This window comes from Fulvimarina thalattae, assembly GCF_040239565.1.
Classification (GTDB): domain Bacteria; phylum Pseudomonadota; class Alphaproteobacteria; order Rhizobiales; family Rhizobiaceae; genus Fulvimarina.
In genome coordinates this window covers 91,569-109,018 of the sequence record NZ_JBEHWS010000014.1, presented here as the reverse complement: position 1 = coordinate 109,018, position 17,450 = coordinate 91,569, and the positions used below count along the sequence as shown (strand labels likewise).

General features: G+C 62.0%; 13 protein-coding genes. 2 read left to right on the top strand and 11 right to left on the bottom strand.

Features of this window, described 5'->3' with window-relative positions:
- Nucleotides 1-2: 2 nt before the first annotated feature.
- The 10 genes from ABRA89_RS16355 to ABRA89_RS16310 all read right to left on the bottom strand — a co-directional run bounded on the left by ABRA89_RS16355 (nt 3) and on the right by ABRA89_RS16310 (nt 13,163).
- The gene (locus ABRA89_RS16355) at nt 3-2,057 is read right to left on the bottom strand and encodes an NADH:flavin oxidoreductase (protein WP_349942560.1); all 2,055 of its coding nucleotides are present in this window, start codon (nt 2,055-2,057) and stop codon (nt 3-5) included.
- A 127-nt stretch (nt 2,058-2,184) separates the two neighbouring features.
- Nucleotides 2,185-3,297 (bottom strand): FAD-binding oxidoreductase, encoded by a 1,113-nt coding sequence (locus ABRA89_RS16350; protein ID WP_349942559.1) that lies wholly within the window; start codon nt 3,295-3,297, stop codon nt 2,185-2,187.
- Nucleotides 3,298-3,319: 22 nt separating this feature from the next.
- Nucleotides 3,320-4,579 (bottom strand): aromatic ring-hydroxylating oxygenase subunit alpha, encoded by a 1,260-nt coding sequence (locus tag ABRA89_RS16345; protein ID WP_349942558.1) that lies wholly within the window; start codon nt 4,577-4,579, stop codon nt 3,320-3,322.
- A gap of 96 nt (nt 4,580-4,675) precedes the next feature.
- Nucleotides 4,676-5,242 carry a sarcosine oxidase subunit gamma gene (locus ABRA89_RS16340; protein ID WP_349942557.1) on the bottom strand — a complete coding sequence of 189 codons (567 nt, stop codon included), beginning with the start codon at nt 5,240-5,242 and terminating at the stop codon, nt 4,676-4,678.
- Complete coding sequence (locus ABRA89_RS16335; protein ID WP_349942556.1) at nt 5,235-8,219, bottom strand: sarcosine oxidase subunit alpha family protein; 2,985 nt, start codon at nt 8,217-8,219, stop codon at nt 5,235-5,237. Before ABRA89_RS16335 ends, ABRA89_RS16340 begins: the two co-directional genes overlap by 8 nt.
- 14 nt (nt 8,220-8,233) lie before the next feature.
- A complete protein-coding gene (locus ABRA89_RS16330) occupies nt 8,234-8,539 on the bottom strand; it encodes a sarcosine oxidase subunit delta (protein ID WP_349942555.1) in 306 nt (101 codons plus the stop codon).
- Nucleotides 8,540-8,566: 27 nt separating this feature from the next.
- On the bottom strand, nt 8,567-9,820 hold the full coding sequence (locus ABRA89_RS16325) for a sarcosine oxidase subunit beta family protein (RefSeq protein ID WP_349942554.1): 1,254 nt from the start codon (nt 9,818-9,820) through the stop codon (nt 8,567-8,569).
- 205 nt (nt 9,821-10,025) lie between these two features.
- On the bottom strand, nt 10,026-11,057 hold the full coding sequence (locus ABRA89_RS16320) for a GlxA family transcriptional regulator (RefSeq protein ID WP_349942553.1): 1,032 nt from the start codon (nt 11,055-11,057) through the stop codon (nt 10,026-10,028).
- 118 nt (nt 11,058-11,175) lie between these two features.
- Nucleotides 11,176-12,429: an ATP-binding protein gene (locus ABRA89_RS16315; RefSeq protein WP_349942552.1), complete on the bottom strand. Its 1,254-nt coding sequence runs from the start codon at nt 12,427-12,429 to the stop codon at nt 11,176-11,178.
- The gene (locus ABRA89_RS16310; RefSeq protein WP_349942551.1) at nt 12,429-13,163 is read right to left on the bottom strand and encodes a response regulator transcription factor; all 735 of its coding nucleotides are present in this window, start codon (nt 13,161-13,163) and stop codon (nt 12,429-12,431) included. Before ABRA89_RS16310 ends, ABRA89_RS16315 begins: the two co-directional genes overlap by 1 nt.
- A gap of 247 nt (nt 13,164-13,410) precedes the next feature.
- On the opposite strand from ABRA89_RS16310, the gene ABRA89_RS16305 reads away from it, so the two are divergent.
- Both ABRA89_RS16305 and ABRA89_RS16300 read left to right on the top strand, forming a co-directional pair.
- Nucleotides 13,411-14,268: a hypothetical protein gene (locus ABRA89_RS16305; protein WP_349942550.1), complete on the top strand. Its 858-nt coding sequence runs from the start codon at nt 13,411-13,413 to the stop codon at nt 14,266-14,268.
- A 637-nt stretch (nt 14,269-14,905) separates the two neighbouring features.
- A complete protein-coding gene (locus ABRA89_RS16300; RefSeq protein WP_349942549.1) occupies nt 14,906-15,805 on the top strand; it encodes a D-alanyl-D-alanine carboxypeptidase family protein in 900 nt (299 codons plus the stop codon).
- A 76-nt stretch (nt 15,806-15,881) separates the two neighbouring features.
- On the opposite strand, the gene ABRA89_RS16295 is transcribed toward ABRA89_RS16300, so the two are convergent.
- A complete protein-coding gene (locus tag ABRA89_RS16295; protein WP_349942548.1) occupies nt 15,882-17,375 on the bottom strand; it encodes an NCS1 family nucleobase:cation symporter-1 in 1,494 nt (497 codons plus the stop codon).
- Nucleotides 17,376-17,450 lie beyond the last annotated feature (75 nt).

Below are 17,450 nucleotides of genomic sequence, written 5' to 3'. Positions count from 1 at the left end.
GGCTACAGATCCTTGCAGAGCCGGAGTGCGTCGTAGATTGCGGCGTGGATGTTGCGTCCTGCGAGAACATCACCGACGCGATAGAGCGTAAAGCCGTCCCGCTGGCCCGAGCCATTGGTCTCGAAGGGCTGCGGTTCGCCTGCAACGATCGCGTTATTGTCCACGAAGCCGGCGTTCTTCGACTTGTCCTTCAGTTTGAAGTGAAGCTCGTCGACGGGATGAGTACCGTAGTCGACGACGACGTAGTCGACGACACGCTCCTCTTCCTCGTGAGTCATCACATTGCGCAGGGCCGCGATCTTGCGGTTGCCCTCAGGATAGATCTCGATCAATTCCATGTTCGGCGTCTGGATGACGCCGAGATTGTAGAGCTCGCGCAGGTGAACCGGCTGGTTGGTGCCGCCGATATCCTCGCCGATCATCCGGTCGTGGGTGGCGAGCTCGACGAGGCAGCCCTTCTTGGCGAGGTGCTCGGCCGTGGAGACGGCGTTGTGGTCGCCCATTTCGTCGTAGAGAAGCACGGTGCCTGATGGCTCGACCTTGCCTTCGAGAACGTCCCAGGTCGAGATCGCGTGTTCCGATCCGGCTGCCTCCCCGAGATGCGGCAGGCCGCCGGTCGCGACGATGACGATGTCGGGCGAGAGGGCGAAGATCGCCGCGTCGTCGGCTTCCGTGTTGAGGCGGATGTCGACGCCGAGCTTCTGGACCTGCGCAACGAGCCAGCGCGGAATGCCGGTCAGAGCCTCGCGCCATGTCGCCTTCGCAGCGGTCATGACCTGGCCGCCGAGCTTGTCGCTCTTTTCGAAGAGCGTCACTTCGTGGCCGCGCTCAGCGAGAACGCGCGCTGCCTCCAGACCACCGACGCCGCCGCCGACGACGACCGCGCGCTTCTTCACGTCGGCCTTATCGATAACATGCGGCATGGTCGCTTCACGGCCGGTCGCCGCGTTCTGGATGCAGAGCGCGTCCTTGCCGACATAGATGCGGTCGATGCAGTAGCCGTAGCCGACGCACTGGCGGATATCGTCCGCGCGGCCTTCTGTCAGTTTCTTGATGAGATGGGGATCAGCGATGTGGGCGCGGGTCATGGCGATCATGTCGACATGGCCCTCGGCGACGGCACGGGCGCCGGTCGCGAGATCGGTCACGCGCTGGGCGTGGAAGATCGGAATATCGACCTCGCGCTTCACCGCCGATGCGATCGGCAGATAGGGCGCGACGGAGAAGGACATGTTCGGCAGCGACACCGCATGGGCGATGTGGTCCCGCGCCTGTCCGCCAATGATGTTGAGGAAGTCGACGAGGCCGCGATCGGCATATTCCGACGCGATCGCCGTCAGGTCTTCGGCGGTGAGACCGCCCTTCAGGAGTTCATCGCCCGACATGCGCATGCCGATGACATAGTCGTCGCCGGCCGCCTCGCGCATGGCGGTCAGCACCTCGATGCCGAACCGCATGCGGTTTTCGAGGCTACCGCCATACTTGTCGGTGCGGTGGTTCGACATCGGCGACCAGAACTGATCGACGAGGTGGTTATGGGCAGCCGAAATCTCGCAGCCGTCGAGACCGCCTTCCTTGGCCCGCCGGGCGGCCTGGCCGAAGTCGCGGACGATCCGGTCGATCTCTTCCTGCTCGAGCTCCTTTGAAACAGAGCGCGAAGCCGGTTCACGAGTGACCGAGGCGGACTTCACGGGAAGCCAGTTTTCCGTGTCCCACTTCGTACGCCGGCCCATATGGGTCAGCTGGATCATCAGCTTGGCACCGTGCTGGTGAACGCGGGAGGAGAATTCCTGAAAGAACGGGATGATCGAGTCGTCGGCGACAGAGATCTGGTTCCAGGGTGTCGCCGGGCTGTCGAGTGAAACCGAGGAGGAGCCGCCGAACATCGTCAGGCCGATGCCGCCCTTCGCCTTTTCCTCGTGATAGAGCTGGTAGCGCTCCTGCGGCTTGCCGTCCTTGCCGAAGGACGGAGCATGGCTCGTCGACATGACCCGGTTGCGGATCGTCATGCCCTTGATCGTCAAAGGCTTGAGGAGAGCTTCGGCGTTGGCGATCATGGGTGGCGCTCTCCTGTATAGAGGCTACTGTCGTGTGCAGGATTTTATGCGACTGGTGGTCGCTGTATTCTAAGGTCGTTGCCTCCGGACCCTCGGGCCGCGCAGCCCGAGGACGATGGATGAACGTCTAGCGGTCGATGACGAGATCGCTGGTCGGCTTCGAGCAGCACAAGAGCGCCATGCCCTTGTCGATCTCACGCTGGCGAATGCCGCCACTGTGCTTCATATCGACCGTGCCCGACGCGATCGTCGACTTGCAGGTGCCGCAAAGGCCCTTCGCGCAGGACGACGGCACACGAATACCGGCACGGCGCGCGGCTTCCATGACCGTGATGCCTTCCGGGCATTCCACCGTACGACCCGTCTTGGTGAATTCCAGCTGGAAGACCTTGACGTCGGTCGTGATCGCTTCGGTTGCCTCGGCGATCTGCTCCTGAGCTTCCTCGGTGAAGGAATCGAAGTTGAAGCTTTCCTGGTAGAACCGGCTCATTTCGAAGCCAGCGTCCTTCAAGGTCTCCCTGACGGCCTTCATGAACGGAGCCGGGCCGCAGACGAAGATTGTCCGCTCGGCATAGTCGGGACAAATCACCTCAAGTTTCTGACGGTCGAAACGGCCGCGGAAGCCGTTCCAGCGCTCGAAAGGTGCGTCCTGCTCGCAGATAAAGGTCGGCTTGATCCAGTGATTGCGGCGACCCATGAAATCGAGTTCGTCGCGGAAGATGATGTCGGCCGGTGTCCGGGCGGCGTGAATGAACTCGATGTCAGAGATCAGCGCCAGATCGTAGGCCGAACGGGTCATCGACATCATCGGCGTGACGCCTGATCCGCCGGAAATGAACAGGTACTTGGACTGCTGCATGCCCGACCAGGTGAATTCACCCATCGGAATGGTCGCCTTCACCATCATGCCTGGCTTGAATTCGTCGTGCAGCCAGTTCGAAACCGGACCGCCCGGCACGCGCTTGACCGTGATCGACACGGTGTCGCGCCGAGAGGGCGGAGAGGAGATCGTGTAGCAACGCTGGATCGTCTCGCCGTCGATCTCGAATTCGAAGGTCATGAACTGGCCGGAGACGAACTCGAACTGGCGCTCGTTGCGCGGCGCAAGCACGAATGTCTTTACGTCGTGCGTTTCGTCACGCACGGCACGGCAGATCAGGAATTCGTCTTCCTCGGGCTCCCAGCGGAAGTAACCGGTTGGGACGGGCGATTTGTATGGCTCGGGCGTTTGCGCGTCCATCGATCTTCCCTCCTTCCGCGCGTCAGGCAACGGCACGCGTCTTGGCAAGGTGAGCCATCATGCGGCCGACGTACCAGTTCGTGCATTTCTCGACGAGCATTTCGGTGTGTGGCGAATATGGGCCGGGGACATAGCCCTTGCCGCGGACGCCCTGCTGGCAGTAGCCGACGAGTTCGCCGTCCTGCTGGTTGGTGGCCATCCAGACGCCGATCAGGTTCTGCAGATCGTAGTCGATGCCCTCGCGCGCATCCTTATGGACCAGCCACTTGGTGCGCAGGATGGAGTGTTCGGCGTCGACCGGCAGAACCGAGAAGACGACGGCATGGTCACCCATGAAGTGATGCCAGGAGTTCGGCTGCGTCCAGAGATGAAGAGCTCCGGCCTTGGCGTTGGTCATATTGCCCATCAGCTTCTTGCAGGCACGCTCGGTATTGAGCGTGTGGCTTTCGCCGGCACCGGCAAGCGGAAGACGCTCGGTCCGGAAGCTGGTGACCATTTCGTCGAGGCGGTCGATCTCCTTCGACGGCAGACCCTGGGATTCCCACTCCTTGTGGTTGTCGTTGAGCATGCACGCATAATTTTCCGCATGCTCGCGCTCAGCCGGTTCGAGCTCCTTGGGGTCGAAACCGAAGCCATAGGAGAAGAGCGGAACCGTCAGCTCTGGATGGTTCGCGCCGCAGTGATAGCACTCGCGGTTGTTCTCGATCGTGAGCTTCCAGTTGCCGTGCTCGATCAGATCGTGCTCGTATGCAACCTTGGCTTCGCGCAGATTGTGGGGCTTCAGATAGGGCGCGAGCTGGCGCTCCATCTCTTCGAAGTCGGATGGCGGGTTCTCGTCGAGGCAGATGAAGAGCAGGCCTTCGAGAGACCGGCAGTGAACCTTTTTCAGCCCATGGCAGGACTTGTCGAAGTCCTGGCCCATGTGTTCGGCGTGAATGAGTTCGCCGGTCGTGTCATAGACCCAGGAGTGGTAGCGGCAGACGAGATTGCCGACCGTCGATTTCTCCTCGTGAACCAGACGCGCGCCACGGTGACGGCAGACATTGTGGAAAGCGCGGATCTCGCCGTCGTCGTCGCGCACGATGGCGACTTCGGTTTCATGGATCTTGACGACCATGACGTCGCCGGGCTCGGGAACGTCCACGTCGACACCGACGAAAATCCAGTGCTTGCCGAAGATCAGTTCCATGTCCTTCTCGAAGATTTCGGGATCGGTATAGAACGGCGCTTCGAGCGTATAACCCTTCTTGCGGTGGGTCAGTTGCGAGACGAGATCGACCATGGTGACGCCTGTCTGTGCGGTTGTTGGGTCGGACTTACGGTTTGCCGGCCACCTAGGAAACGGGAGTAGCGAAATAATGCTGCCGCGCGATCACTTTTATGCGAAATCAAGCGCAGCGTCTGCCAGGAAGCCCTGTACGTAAGTGCCGAAGGAGCGCCAGCAGGTGACGCGCCAGGACGTCTCGGTGATTCGGGCGAGCACGATCTCGGACTTGCCGAGCATTGTACGTGTCGCACTACCGACCGGAAAGGCGGAGAGCGAAAGATCAATCGGGCAACCCGAGTTAATCACAGCTTCCGAATCCTTGCCCTCTACTTCGAAGGTGACGTCGCGATGGGAGACGTCGACCAGCGAGTGAGCCGTGTTGTCCAGCGAGCGCGAGATGTTTTCGACGACCGATTCGGTTTCGCCCTCTTCGCAGAGCAACATCCACTCGTCCGGGCCGAGTCGAAGGCTTGCGAGCCCCATGTTTTCCCGGCGCGAGTTCATCGGGCCGTCGACCGTGAAGCCGGCGACCTCGTTACTGCCCGCTAGCGCCTTCTGCTTTGCACGGAAGGAGAGGCGGCCCATGGCGGGCAGAAGGGTGATCTTGACGGGACCGGCAGAGGCGCGGGCGTCCGGACGAACTGCCTGCGCGCGGCGGGCGAGATTGACCTCAAGCATCGACCTTTTCTCCCTGAACGGTGTGGAAGACGGAAGTGGAAATAGTGGCCTCGGTGAAGCCGGTCGGCGTGGTCACCCAGACAGTCTGGCCGATACGGGCACGGCCGCCCTTGATCATGCCCATGGCAATCGAACGGCTAGCGTTCGAAGAGTAGTAGCTCGACGTCACGTGGCCGATCATCGGCATCGGAACCGGAACGGTCGGATCCTCGACGACCTGCGCACCTTCATCGAGCACTTCGTTCGGGTCCTTGGCGAGGATGCCGACGAGTTGCTTGCGGTCCGAAAGAAGCATGTCGGGCCGGCTCAGCGAGCGCATGCCGACGAAGTCCGACTTCTTCTTGGATACGAGACCCGAAAGGCCCACATCGTCCGGCGTCGCGGTGCCGTCAGTCTCCTGACCGACGATGATGAAGCCGACCTCGCAGCGCAGGACGTGCATGGTTTCCGTGCCGTAGGGCGTGATGTCGTACTTCTTGCCTTCTTCGTAGAGGGCTTTCCAGACGCTCTCGGCGTATTCAGCCGGCACGTTGACCTCGAAACCCTTTTCGCCGGTGAAGGAAACGCGGAAGAGCCGGGTCGGCACGCCGCAGATAAATCCTTCACGGACCGCCATGTGCGGGAAGGCGCTTTCCGACATGTCGATGTCAGACACGAAAGGTTCGACGACCTTCTTGGAGTTCGGTCCCTGAACGGCGATCGCTGCCCACTGCTCGGTGATCGACGTGATGAAGACGTCGAGGTCCGGCCACTCGGTCTGGAGGTAGTCTTCCATGTGCTGGAAAACACGCGGCGCGCCGCCGGTGGTCGTCGTCACGTGGAAGCGGTCCTCGGCGAGGCGCGCGACGACGCCGTCATCCATGACGAAGCCGTTTTCGCCGAGCATCAGGCCATAGCGGCAACCGCCGACCTTCAGCTTGGTCCAGGCATTGGTGTAGATGCGGTTCATGAACTCGGCCGCATCCGGACCCACGACCTCGATCTTGCCGAGGGTCGAGGCGTCGAAGATGCCGACCGAGGTGCGGACGGCCTTGCATTCGCGGGATACCGCAGCGCGCATGTCTTCGCCGGCCTTGGGGAAGTAATGCGCACGGCGCCAATTCCCGACCGGTTCGAACTCGGCGCCATTGGCGACGGCCCAGGCGTCGATCGCGGTCGTGCGGACTGGCTCGAACCGGTCAGCGCGCGAAGGACCAACGAGCGCGCCGAAGGTCACCGGCGTGTAGGGCGGGCGGAACGTCGTCGTACCGACCGAGGGAAGCGGGCGGTCGAGAATGCCGGCGACGAGGCCGAGCGCGTTCATGTTGGACGTCTTGCCCTGGTCGGTCGCCATACCGGTCGTGGTGTAGCGCTTGACGTGTTCGATCGACTCGAAACCTTCGCGAACCGCGAGCTTGATGTCCTTGGCGGTCACGTCGTTCTGGAAGTCGATGAAGGCTTTGACCTTCTTCGGGTCTTCGTCGGTCGGCAGCACACGCACCGGCTGGAAGCCAGTAAAGGTCGCAGTGGCGGAGACCGTCTTGTCGGCACCACCGGCCTTGTAGCCGTCTGCGATGATTGCGGAGAGATCGTAGACGCCGTGGCAGGCACCGGCCGAAACTTCATCCTGGGCCGACTGGCCGGGAAGGAAGGCATCGAGATCGGCGTTGTAGGCGAGCTTTCCGCGGGACTGGGAGAAGAGGTGCACGGACGGCGTCCAGCCGCCGGACATCGCGACGGTGTCGCAGGTCAGGGTGCGGCGGGTGCCGACCTGGCCGTTGTTGTCGAGCGGAGCGACGACGAGACCGGAAACCCGCGCCTTGCCGAGCGCCTTGACGACGGTGTGGCCGGTCAGGACCTCGATCCCGGCCGAGCGCGCCTCGGCAAGTTCCGGGCCGCAATCTTCGCCAAGACGGATGTCGACGATGATGACGTCGATGCCAGCCGCCTTCGCGTCGAGCGCGGTGCGGTAGGCCGAGGCGCCACATGTGGCGACGACCATGCGCTTGCCCGGAAGGACGGCATAACGGTTGATGAAGGCACGGGCGCTCTCGGCGAGCTGGATACCCGGTCGGTCGTTGTTTTCGAAAACGAGGGGACGCTCGTGACTGCCTGCCGCGATGATGACCTTGCCGGCCCGCACCTGCCAGAGGCGTTCGCGGGCAAGATTCTCAGGGGCGCTGTCGCGGTGGTCGGCGACACGCTCGACCATGGCGATGTGGTTGTGGTTGTAATAGCCGAAAACCGTCGTGCGCGGTAGAACCACGACGTTTTCGCGAGCATCGAGCTTGGCGACCATTTCCTCGACCCACTCAATCGCGGGCTTGCCGTCGATCTCGGAAGTGGCGTCGTTGAGAAGTGAGCCGCCGAGCCTGAAGCCTTCATCGGCGAGGATCACGCGCTTGGAGCTGTCTTCGGATGCTGCGAGAGCAGCGGAAAGACCGGCCGGGCCCGCGCCGACGACAAGAATGTCCGCATGCGCATGACGATTGGCGTAGCGGTCCGGATCGGCGACTTCGGGAGCCTCGCCGAGACCGGCAGCCCTGCGGATGAAGGGCTCGTAGACCTTCTCCCAGGCATTACGGGGCCACATGAACGTCTTGTAGTAGAAGCCCGCGACGAAGACCGGCGAAAGGAAGTCGTTCACCGCACCGACATCGCGCTCGAGCGACGGCCAGTGGTTCTGGGTCTTGATCTCGAGGCCCGAGCGGGCTTCGACGACGGATGCGCGGTTGTTCGGATCGCGCCGGCCCTTGCCCTTCTCAGGACGCCAGTCCACCGAGAGCAACGCGTTCGGCTCGTCCGAGCCGTGGCTCAAAATGCCGCGGGGACGGTGATACTTGAACGAGCGACCGGCGAGATGGGAGCCGGAGGCGAGCAGCATCGAGGCGATCGTGTCGCCACGAAAGCCGTTGAGCGTCTTGCCGTTGAAGGAAACGGAGATCGGCTGGGAGCGGTCGATATGGCCGCCGGATGATCTGCGGAAGGGCTGGCTCATCTTGATTCGAACCTTCAGGCGGTGCGGACGGGATCTGAGGAGGCGGCTTTGTCGGGACGGGGCGTACCCATCTCGTAGGTCTCGGCGAAACGATCGGTGACCGTGTCGCGCAGCGCGTTGAACCAGCGGCCGCAGCCGTGGCGATGCTGCCAGCGCTCGGCATGCATGCCCTTGGGGTTCGTGCGGTAGTAGAGGAACTCGGCCCAGTCCTGGTCAGTCATTTCGGACGGGTTCTCGGGGCGCTCGATATGCGCTTCGCCACCGCCGTGAAATTCCACCTCGGGCCGGTTTCCGCAATAGGGACAACGGATGAGCAGCATGGATCTGATCCTTCTCGGCGCGGAGCGTCAGTGGGAGACCGCGGCGGCAGCCGCTTCGTCGATGAGCTGGCCGGTGCGGAACCGGTCGAGGCTATAAGGCGCGTTGATCTTGTGCGGCTCGCCGGTCGCCAGCATGTGCGCAAAGACGTGGCCCGAACCAGGCGTCGCCTTGAAGCCGCCGGTGCCCCAGCCGCAGTTGACGAAGAGGTTCTTGATCGGCGTCTTCGACAGGATCGGCGAGCGGTCCGGCGTGACGTCGACGATGCCGCCCCAGGACCGCAGCATGCGCATGCGGGTGAACTGCGGGAAGAGCTCGCAGATCGCATCGAGCGTATGGTTGGTGACGTGGATGCCACCCTGCTGCGAATAGGAGTTGTACTGGTCGGTACCGGCGCCGATCACGAGCTCGCCCTTGTCGGACTGCGAGATGTAGGCGTGCACGGCGTTCGACATCACGACGCAGGGGAAACATGGCTTTACGGGCTCGGAGACGAGCGCCTGTAGCGGGACGGATTCGACCGGCATGCGAAGACCGAAACGGCCCATGACGACACCGGTGTGACCGGCCGCGACGACGCCGACTTTCTTGGCGCCGATGGTGCCACGGGTCGTCTCCACGGCTTTCACCGAACCGTCGGGATTGCGCTGAAGGCCGGTGACCTCGCAGTTCTGGATGATGTCGACACCGCGCGCATCGGCGCCGCGAGCATAGCCCCAGGCAACCGCGTCGTGTCGGGCAGTGCCACCCTTGCGCTGCAGAGCGCCGCCCATGACGGGATAACGGATGTTCTTGGAGGTATCGAGCGGCGGGCAGAATTCCTTGCACTCTTCGGTCGTGAGCCACTCGTTCTCGACGCCGTTGAGCTTGTTGGAATACACGTGGCGTTTGAACGTCACGACATCATGATGGTTATGCGCGAGCATGAGGACGCCGCGCTGCGAGAACATGATGTTGTAGTTGAGCTCCTGGGAGAGGCCTTCCCAGAGGTTCATTGCGTGGTTGTAGAGTGCAGCCGACTCGTCGAAAAGGTAGTTCGAGCGGATGATCGTCGTATTGCGGCCGGTATTGCCGCCGCCGATCCAGCCCTTCTCGATCACGGCGACATTGGTCACGCCATGAACGGTCGCAAGGTAGTAGGCCGTCGCAAGGCCGTGGCCGCCGCCACCGACGATTATGACGTCGTATTCCTTCTTCGGCTCCGGCGCGCGCCACTGGCGCTCCCAGCCGGTATGGCCTTGGGTGGACTCTTTAAGCAGAGAGGCGAGTGAGAAACGACGCATAGATCAGGCCCCCGTTGAGACAAGCGTGGTGTAAAATTTAACCTGTTACAAAACTGTCGGAAAAGCGTCGCCAACCATGAGGAATGCGACACCTTTGTTCGATTTGCTGCGCTGCCGAAAAAGGTGGCAGCACGTGCGAAAACGCATTTATTTTCAGAGCTTTGTACTCAAACGATGCAAAGCCAGCTTAGCTAAGGAATCCGACTCAAAGGGTCGGATTCTCGATATTTTCGCGTTTCGCCCGCACTTGTTTGGGCGATTGTCCGAATACGGTACGGAAGCTTTGCGCAAAATGTGCGCCGTCGCAAAAACCGGATTCGATGGCGATGTCCGTCACCGATTTTCCGGTCGTTTCCAGAAGGCGCCTCGCATGGTCGAGGCGGATCTTGCGATAGACTGCGGCCGGGGCCTGGCCCAGCGTCGTCCGAAACAGGCGTTCGAGCTGGCGGCCCGACAGGTCCAGACGAATAGCGATCGTGTCGACGGGCAATGGATCGCCGACATGGCTTTCCATCATCAGAATCGCCCGGCGCACGCGGGAATCGGAAGAGGCCGGCCCAGCATGGGGTTGGGCCTCGCTGCCCTGCCGCGCATCATGGAGCTGCAAAACGTGGAGGCTCTTCTTGGCGGCATCGAGATTGATGTGGCGGCTGACGAGATAGGCCGCGAGATCGGCGACCCCGCCGCCACCGGCGCAAGTGATGCGATTGCCATCGTCGATGAAGAGCTGTTCGGCGTCCGGCGTCTGATCCGGAAACTCCGCCGCGAAATCCTCGGCATGGAACCAGGATACGCAGGTCCGCCGGCCCTTCATGAAGCCGGCGCGCGACAAAACGAAAGAGCCTGTGCAGACGCCGACGAGGGTCACGCCGGCCTGATCGCAGCGTTCGAGATAGCCGAGCGTCGCCCGATCGACCTGTTCGCCGCCGTCGAGAATCCCACCGACCACGACGACATAATCGAAGTTTTCCGGTTCGATGAAACCTGATGTCCGAGTGATGCTCACTCCGCAACTCGAACGAAGCGGCTCCGGCCGTGGCGCCATGATATGCCAGCTGGCGCGGATCGGCCGCGAGCGGTCGCCATCGTCGCCCGCAAGGCGCAGGGTATCGATGAAGAGGGAAAGGGCGGAAAGCGTGAAGTTATGGGCGAGGAGAAAACCGACCCGAAGAGCAGGACGCGCGAGCGGAGGAGTTGTCGCAATGTGCTTGCGGCTCTCTTTCGCCAAACGGTTCATGCCTCGATCGGACATTTTTCCAACGGTCCCGAATTTGCCGTTACACCGATAAAACGAAGCCAGCTGACGATATCAAGGCCGAAGAGCTAGTTAACGCATCTGTGATCATTCGGCAGAGTCACTCTTTTAAGTCGTAAATTATTACCTTTTGCGCGAGGCCGCCCTCGGGGCGATTGGCAATTTTGATCTCGCCGCCAAGCCGGTCGATGATCTCTTTCGCGATCGCCATGCCGAGCCCGGCGCCCGGCTTCAGCTTGCGCCGTCCGGGGTCGACGCGGAAGAACGGCTCGAAAGCCCGTTCGATCAATTCGGGTGGAATACCCGGCCCCTCATCGGTGATCGTGACGATTGCGGCTCGCCCATCCTGCTCAAGCCCGATCTGCGCCCCGCCACCATGTATAGCGGCGTTCTCGATCAGATTTCTCAGTGCTCGCTTGAGCGCGAGCGGTGGGGCGGGGACGGAAATATCCGCCTTCCCATCGAACGCCGTCTCGACCTTCCGGCCGATATCGCACAGTTCACGCGCGATTTCCGATAGAAGTCCCGGAAGGGCGACTTCTTCGCTGGTCTGGGGATCGACTTCCTCACGCACAAGCCGGATGGCCGAATCCGCGATCCGGTCGAGTTCTTCCAGATCCTTCAGCCAGACTTCCCGATCTTCCTCCGGGAGAAATTCGGCGCGAAGCCGCATGCGAGTCATCGGGGTTCTCAGATCATGACCGGCCGCTGCGACCAGCCGCATGCGCGTCTCGATTCCGGTTTTGACCCGCTCGATCAGCCGGTTGAGTGCGCGGGCGGTCTCACGCACCTCCATTGGTCCTTTTTCGGGAAGTTTGGCCGGCAAGCCATCCGGCCCGACGGTCGCGACCGCCTTCTCCAGAAGGCGCAACGGGCTTGCGACTTTACCGGCCACGAGAAGCGCAATGACGATCGCACCAAGAGTGACAAGTCCCATATTGGCGACGAAGACCGGCCAGTTTCGAGGCGGCGGGCCGAGGAAGGGCAGATAGGCCCAACGGCCCTCGGAGAATTCGAAAGCGAGCTGGCGGGCGCGGCCTGCTTTGTCGTGAACAATCCGCACGGGAATGACCTTGCCATCCTCGCCGCGCACGTCTGACAGGAACCTGCGTCGCCGCACCGAATAATGCTCGCCATGCTCTGGCGCCGGCCCGACGCGGATTTGCAACCGTTCCGCCGCATCCGGGTCTTCTTGCAGAACTGCAGTGACGATCCGCACCTCTTCGGCGAAGGTCTGATAGAAGCTCTCACGGTCCGGCCGGTCGAGCAGTTGAATTGAGACCATCGCAGCCACCGCCACGACGCCAACGATGGCGATGACGATGAGAAGAGCGATGCGGGTACGAAGGGACATCACGCCCGTCCGCCGGTTTGCTTTTCCACCGCCGCGGCGAACTGGTACCCGCCGTTCCGCACGGTCTTGAAGAGCTTGAACTTGCCACCGTCGTCGAGCTTGCGCCTGAGCCGGCTCATGGTGACGTCGATGGCCCGGTCGTAAGGCTCGACGCTGCGCCCGTGCAGGTGGTCCATGAGCAAGTCGCGCGACAGGACCCGGTTGGGGCGCTCCAAAAAGATCATGAGGAGGTCGAATTCGGCGCCCGTCACTGGAATTTCTTCGCCGTCGCCGCGCACGACCGTCCGCCGGCGAGGATCGGCCGTGAAGCCTTCGAAGGTATAGATCGCGGCGGCGTCTTCTTGGGCATTGCTTTCCGCCTGCGGCGCCATCCGGCGCAGCACCGCCTTGATGCGTGCTGCTAGCTCGCGCGGATTGAACGGCTTGCCGAGATAATCGTCCGCTCCGAGTTCGAGCCCCACGATCCGATCGACGTCTTCCTTGAGTGCCGTCAGAAGAATGATCGGAAGCTGCGGCCGGCGTTCCTTGAGATCGCGGCAAATATCGAGGCCCGACCCGTCCGGCAGCATCACGTCGAGCACGAGCAGATCGATCTTCGTATCCGCCAGTCTCGCCTCGCAGGATTTCCGTTCGGTCGCCAGCGTGCAGCGAAAGCCTTGGCCCTCGAGATATTTGCCCAGAAGTCGACCGATCTCGGGATCGTCGTCTGTGACGAGAATGTGGGGCAATGCCATGGCTGGTGATCCGATTGAGGCGAAGGCGTGCGAGGCCGAATGTTCGTGCTCCCGCCACATCTGTAAAACCGCAAAAGCCGGCGATTGCCGAGTCCCTTCGTGTGACAAAAGCTTGCTGGCGGTCTCCGAGCAATGTTTCGCAACGAAAACCGACCGAGTTGGACATGCTTCGTTACGTTTTGCAGAACCCGAGCAATCGGAGAGAGTTAGAACGACATCATCACAAAAGGAATGAAGGATGATCCTGATGTTCAACCGACCCAACGCTTCGGCGTCCGGTACCCGCAAGATGATCGTGGCGATCCTCGCCGGCGCGTTCCTCTCGACGACTGCACTCACCGCGTCGCGAGCCCAGAATACCGAGCCGGCACAGACGCCGCCGGCAGCTTCCGAGGAAGCCAGCCCATCCTCCACCGATCGGGGACGGAGCGCAGGCGAGGGTGATCGTAGCGCCGATCGGATGGAACGCCGCGCCGAACGACGGGGTGGCTACCATCACGGAAAACGCGGAGGGCACCATCGCCATGGCGGTATGGGTGAGATGATGACCCCCGCCCGTGTGGCGACCGCCCTCGCGGCGCTCGAAACGGGAATCGGCATAACGCCGGACCAGATGGAGGTCTGGCGCGAATTCTCTTCCGCCGCAGTCGCATTTGCGATCGCGGCGCAGCCCGGTTTCGGTCCGCGCGGTGAGAGGAGCGTAGGACCAAGCGACGACGCGGATGAGACAGAGGCTGCAAACCAATCGGATGAAGTGATGTCCGATAACCCGGACACCATCGCGTCAGATGATACGCCGGACGCCTCCGCTTCCGCGACGTCTGAGAACCGCGCAGAGCGAACCGGTCGCACGCCGTTCGACTTCATCGACCGGATTGCCGAGCGGGCGATCGCATCCGGCGAAGCGGCGGAGCGCCTTCAGACGGCTTCGGGCGATCTTCAGGAAGCTCTTACGCCGGAGCAGGTGGAAATCGCCACATCCCTCGTTCGCTCGATGATGCACGAGGCCCGTTCGGAACGCGGCGGCCGGCATGGAATGCGGGGGCACCGCCGCCATCACGGTGAGCAAGGTGGCCACCATCGCCGCCATGGCGAACGTGGCTGATCGATAGAAATCGGCAGAAGAAGGCCCCGGACGTCATGTCCGGGGCCTCTTTTTTACATGATGGCTAGTCGAAGGTGCTCTGGACTGCCGCTGGCGTCGGAGTCAGCGCACTCGGGTTTCGTAGCAGGTGTCCTGAGGGCCGTTGAAGTTGATAGACATCTCGTTGCCCTTGCCGCCGAACCAAGTTTGGCCTTACTGGAGTTGATTGCCATACCCCCAAACGATCTGCGGCAGGCGCACCTACGGATCGGAATCGTGCGAGACGTAAGCGACGAAATTGCCGTATTCGTTCACATGGCGGAAATTCAGCGGAACGCCCTCGTTGAGTAGGGTGAACATGAGCACGTTCCCTGGGTTCAGGGCTCAAGCGCCTAGGCCGTACCCCTGCGACATTATCGCCTCCGTGGTCTGAGCCTCATCAGTTTCGGCGTCCCTTCTCCTCGGTAAGAACAGGGAATACGACTTGCGCGCGCGGCGGATGCCAACGCCGCCTATCGGGCGGAGACATGCCCGGCATGTTGCGCACCCGGCACAACGCCGGTGCTGATTCGTTTGCCGCCTCTCCTGTCGTTTGACCGCCCTTAAGCTCCTCCATCATAGGATGAATTCACCCGAAATCGGACCGAGAGCGGACTCCATGGGCGACATTCTTGCGCTATCATCTTTCAAGCGATTGAGCGGACGGTTTCTCGCGGCCATCCTCTCGCTGGGCCTTTTGGCCGGCTGCCAGTCGTCCCAGCTGACCGCCGAAGGTCTCATGCCGGCATCACAGCCGGTTGCGCCTGTCGCCTTCAGCCAGATCGAGCGGCGCGGGCACTCAGCACTCGTGATAGACTATGCCACCGGCCGAACCCTCTACGAAGACCGGGCGGACGCGATACTCTACCCCGCTTCGCTGACGAAGATGATGACGCTCTATCTCCTGTTCGAGGCGGTCGAGAACGGTCAGCTGTCGCGCGACACGTTGTTTATGGTCAGCGAAAACGCCGCCTCCAAACCACCGTCGAAACTCGGCCTGAAGCCGGGTGAGACGATTCCGGTCAGCCTGGCGATGACGGCGCTCGCGGTAAAATCCGCCAATGACGTCGCAACGGTCGTCGCCGAGAACATGGCCGGCACGGAGGAGAATTTCGCCGCGGTCATGACGCGCAAGGCGCGCTCGCTCGGCATGAATCACACCCAGTTCGCCAACGCATCGGGCCTGCCTGATCCGCAGCAGGCGTCGAGCGCCCGGGACATGGCCATCCTCGGGCGCGCCATTCTTTCGCGCTATCCGAGCTATGCCCGACTCTTCGCGACGCCCTCCTACGAGTACAAGGGCAAGACCTACAAGTCGACGAACAAGCTCCTCGGCAAGGTCGCGGGCGTCGACGGCATGAAGACCGGCTATATCAACGATGCCGGGTCGCATCTCGTGGCGACCGTCCGGCGCAATGGTCGCCGGTTCATCGTGGTCGTCATGGGCGGCGATTCCAGCCGCAAGCGCGATGCCGAGGTGACCGATCTGATCGAGCGCTATGCGGGCGCTGGCGCCTGATTTCGATTGTCTGAAACGGGGCGGCCAATCTGTGCCGCCGCCGTCTCCGATATGTCGTCGGCAGCCGGTGCGCCGTTCATTCGGCAGGAACGCCGCTTTCATTCTTGGCAGGCGCGTGCTTGCGCATGAAGACGTAGTGCAGCACGGCGGCCAGAGCTGCGCCGATCAGCCAAGCGAAGCCGGAGAGCGGCTCAAGCTGAGGCACCCAGACGGACGCGACCGAGAAGACCGCTGCGATCGCGAAAGCGAGCATCGCCTTCCTGTTCCAGCCATCGTCGAAATAGTAGGTTCCGCTGGACTTGGCGGTGTAGAGGTCCTCGATCTCAAGATGCCGCTTCCGGATCAGGTAATAGTCACAGACCATGATGCCGTAGAGCGGCGCGAGAACGGCGCCGAGGGTGTCGACGAAGCCCGAGATTCCGATTGTGGAGATCACGGAAACCCACAACGCCCCAATGAAGAATGCGATCCCCGCAGTGATGAAGCCGCCGGTACGCGCCGAAATCTTCGCGGGTGACAGATTGGCGATGTCGTAGGCCGGTGGGATGAAGTTCGCGACGAGATTGATGCCGACGGTTGCCAGGAAGAAGGTGATCGCCGCGACAACCGTCAGGAAGGTATTGTCGACCAGTTCGACAATCTCGGTCGGATTGGTCACGACCTCACCGAAGATCACCGCTGTTCCCGCAGTGATGAAGAGGGCGAGGAACGAGAAGAAGGCGAGACTGACCGGCAGACCCATGAAGTTGCCGAACTTCATCTGGCCGTCCGAGCGCACGAAGCGCGCGAAATCGCCGTAATTGATGATGACGGCGGCGAAATATGCGACCATCGTGCCGATGACGCCGATAAATGCGAGGAAGCCGCCGGACGAGACCTCGGCGGCGTTCTCGACCTCGCTTGCATCGACCGCGCCGCCGCTGAAGATTTGCCCCATCTGGCCGAAAATGCCGTTGCCGGCCGCGTACCAGATATAGAGCGCGAGCGCGATCATGACCGCATATACGACCGGGCCGGCGAAATTCAGGAACTTGGTGATCCAGTCGATGCCACGAAGGAACAGCGCCACCTGAAAGGCCGCAACGATGATATAGGCGACCCAATCCACGGTCGTGAGCCCGAAGAGGACCGGTTCGCCTCCATTACCGGCGAAGGCGCCGATCGCGAGAGAGACCGCTGTCGAAGCGAAGTAGGTCTGAACGCCGTACCAGAAGATCGCGACGATGCCCCGGACGAGGGCCGGGAAATTGGCGCCCCTGACACCCATCGATGCGCGCGCCATGACGGGGTAGGGAATGCCGTATTTGACGCTCGGCATGCCGGTCAGGTTGACGAGACCCATGACGATGAGCCCGGCAATGATGATGCCGAGAAACACCCACCAGCCATTGAGGCCGGATGTGATGAAGAGGGTGGCCGCGAGGGTGTAGCCGAAGAGGCTCTGGATATCATTGGACCAGACATTGAAGATCTCGAACCACGACCATTTTCGCTCGCTCTTCGGCAGCGGTGCGAGGTCCTCGTTATACAACGATCCGTCACGGGATTGGATCGTCAGTTCGTCGGACATGGCACGGCTCCTATCGATCCAGCCGGCCCTGTCGATCGCGGGCACAACCGCCGGCTAAATAAAACCGCTACGCTC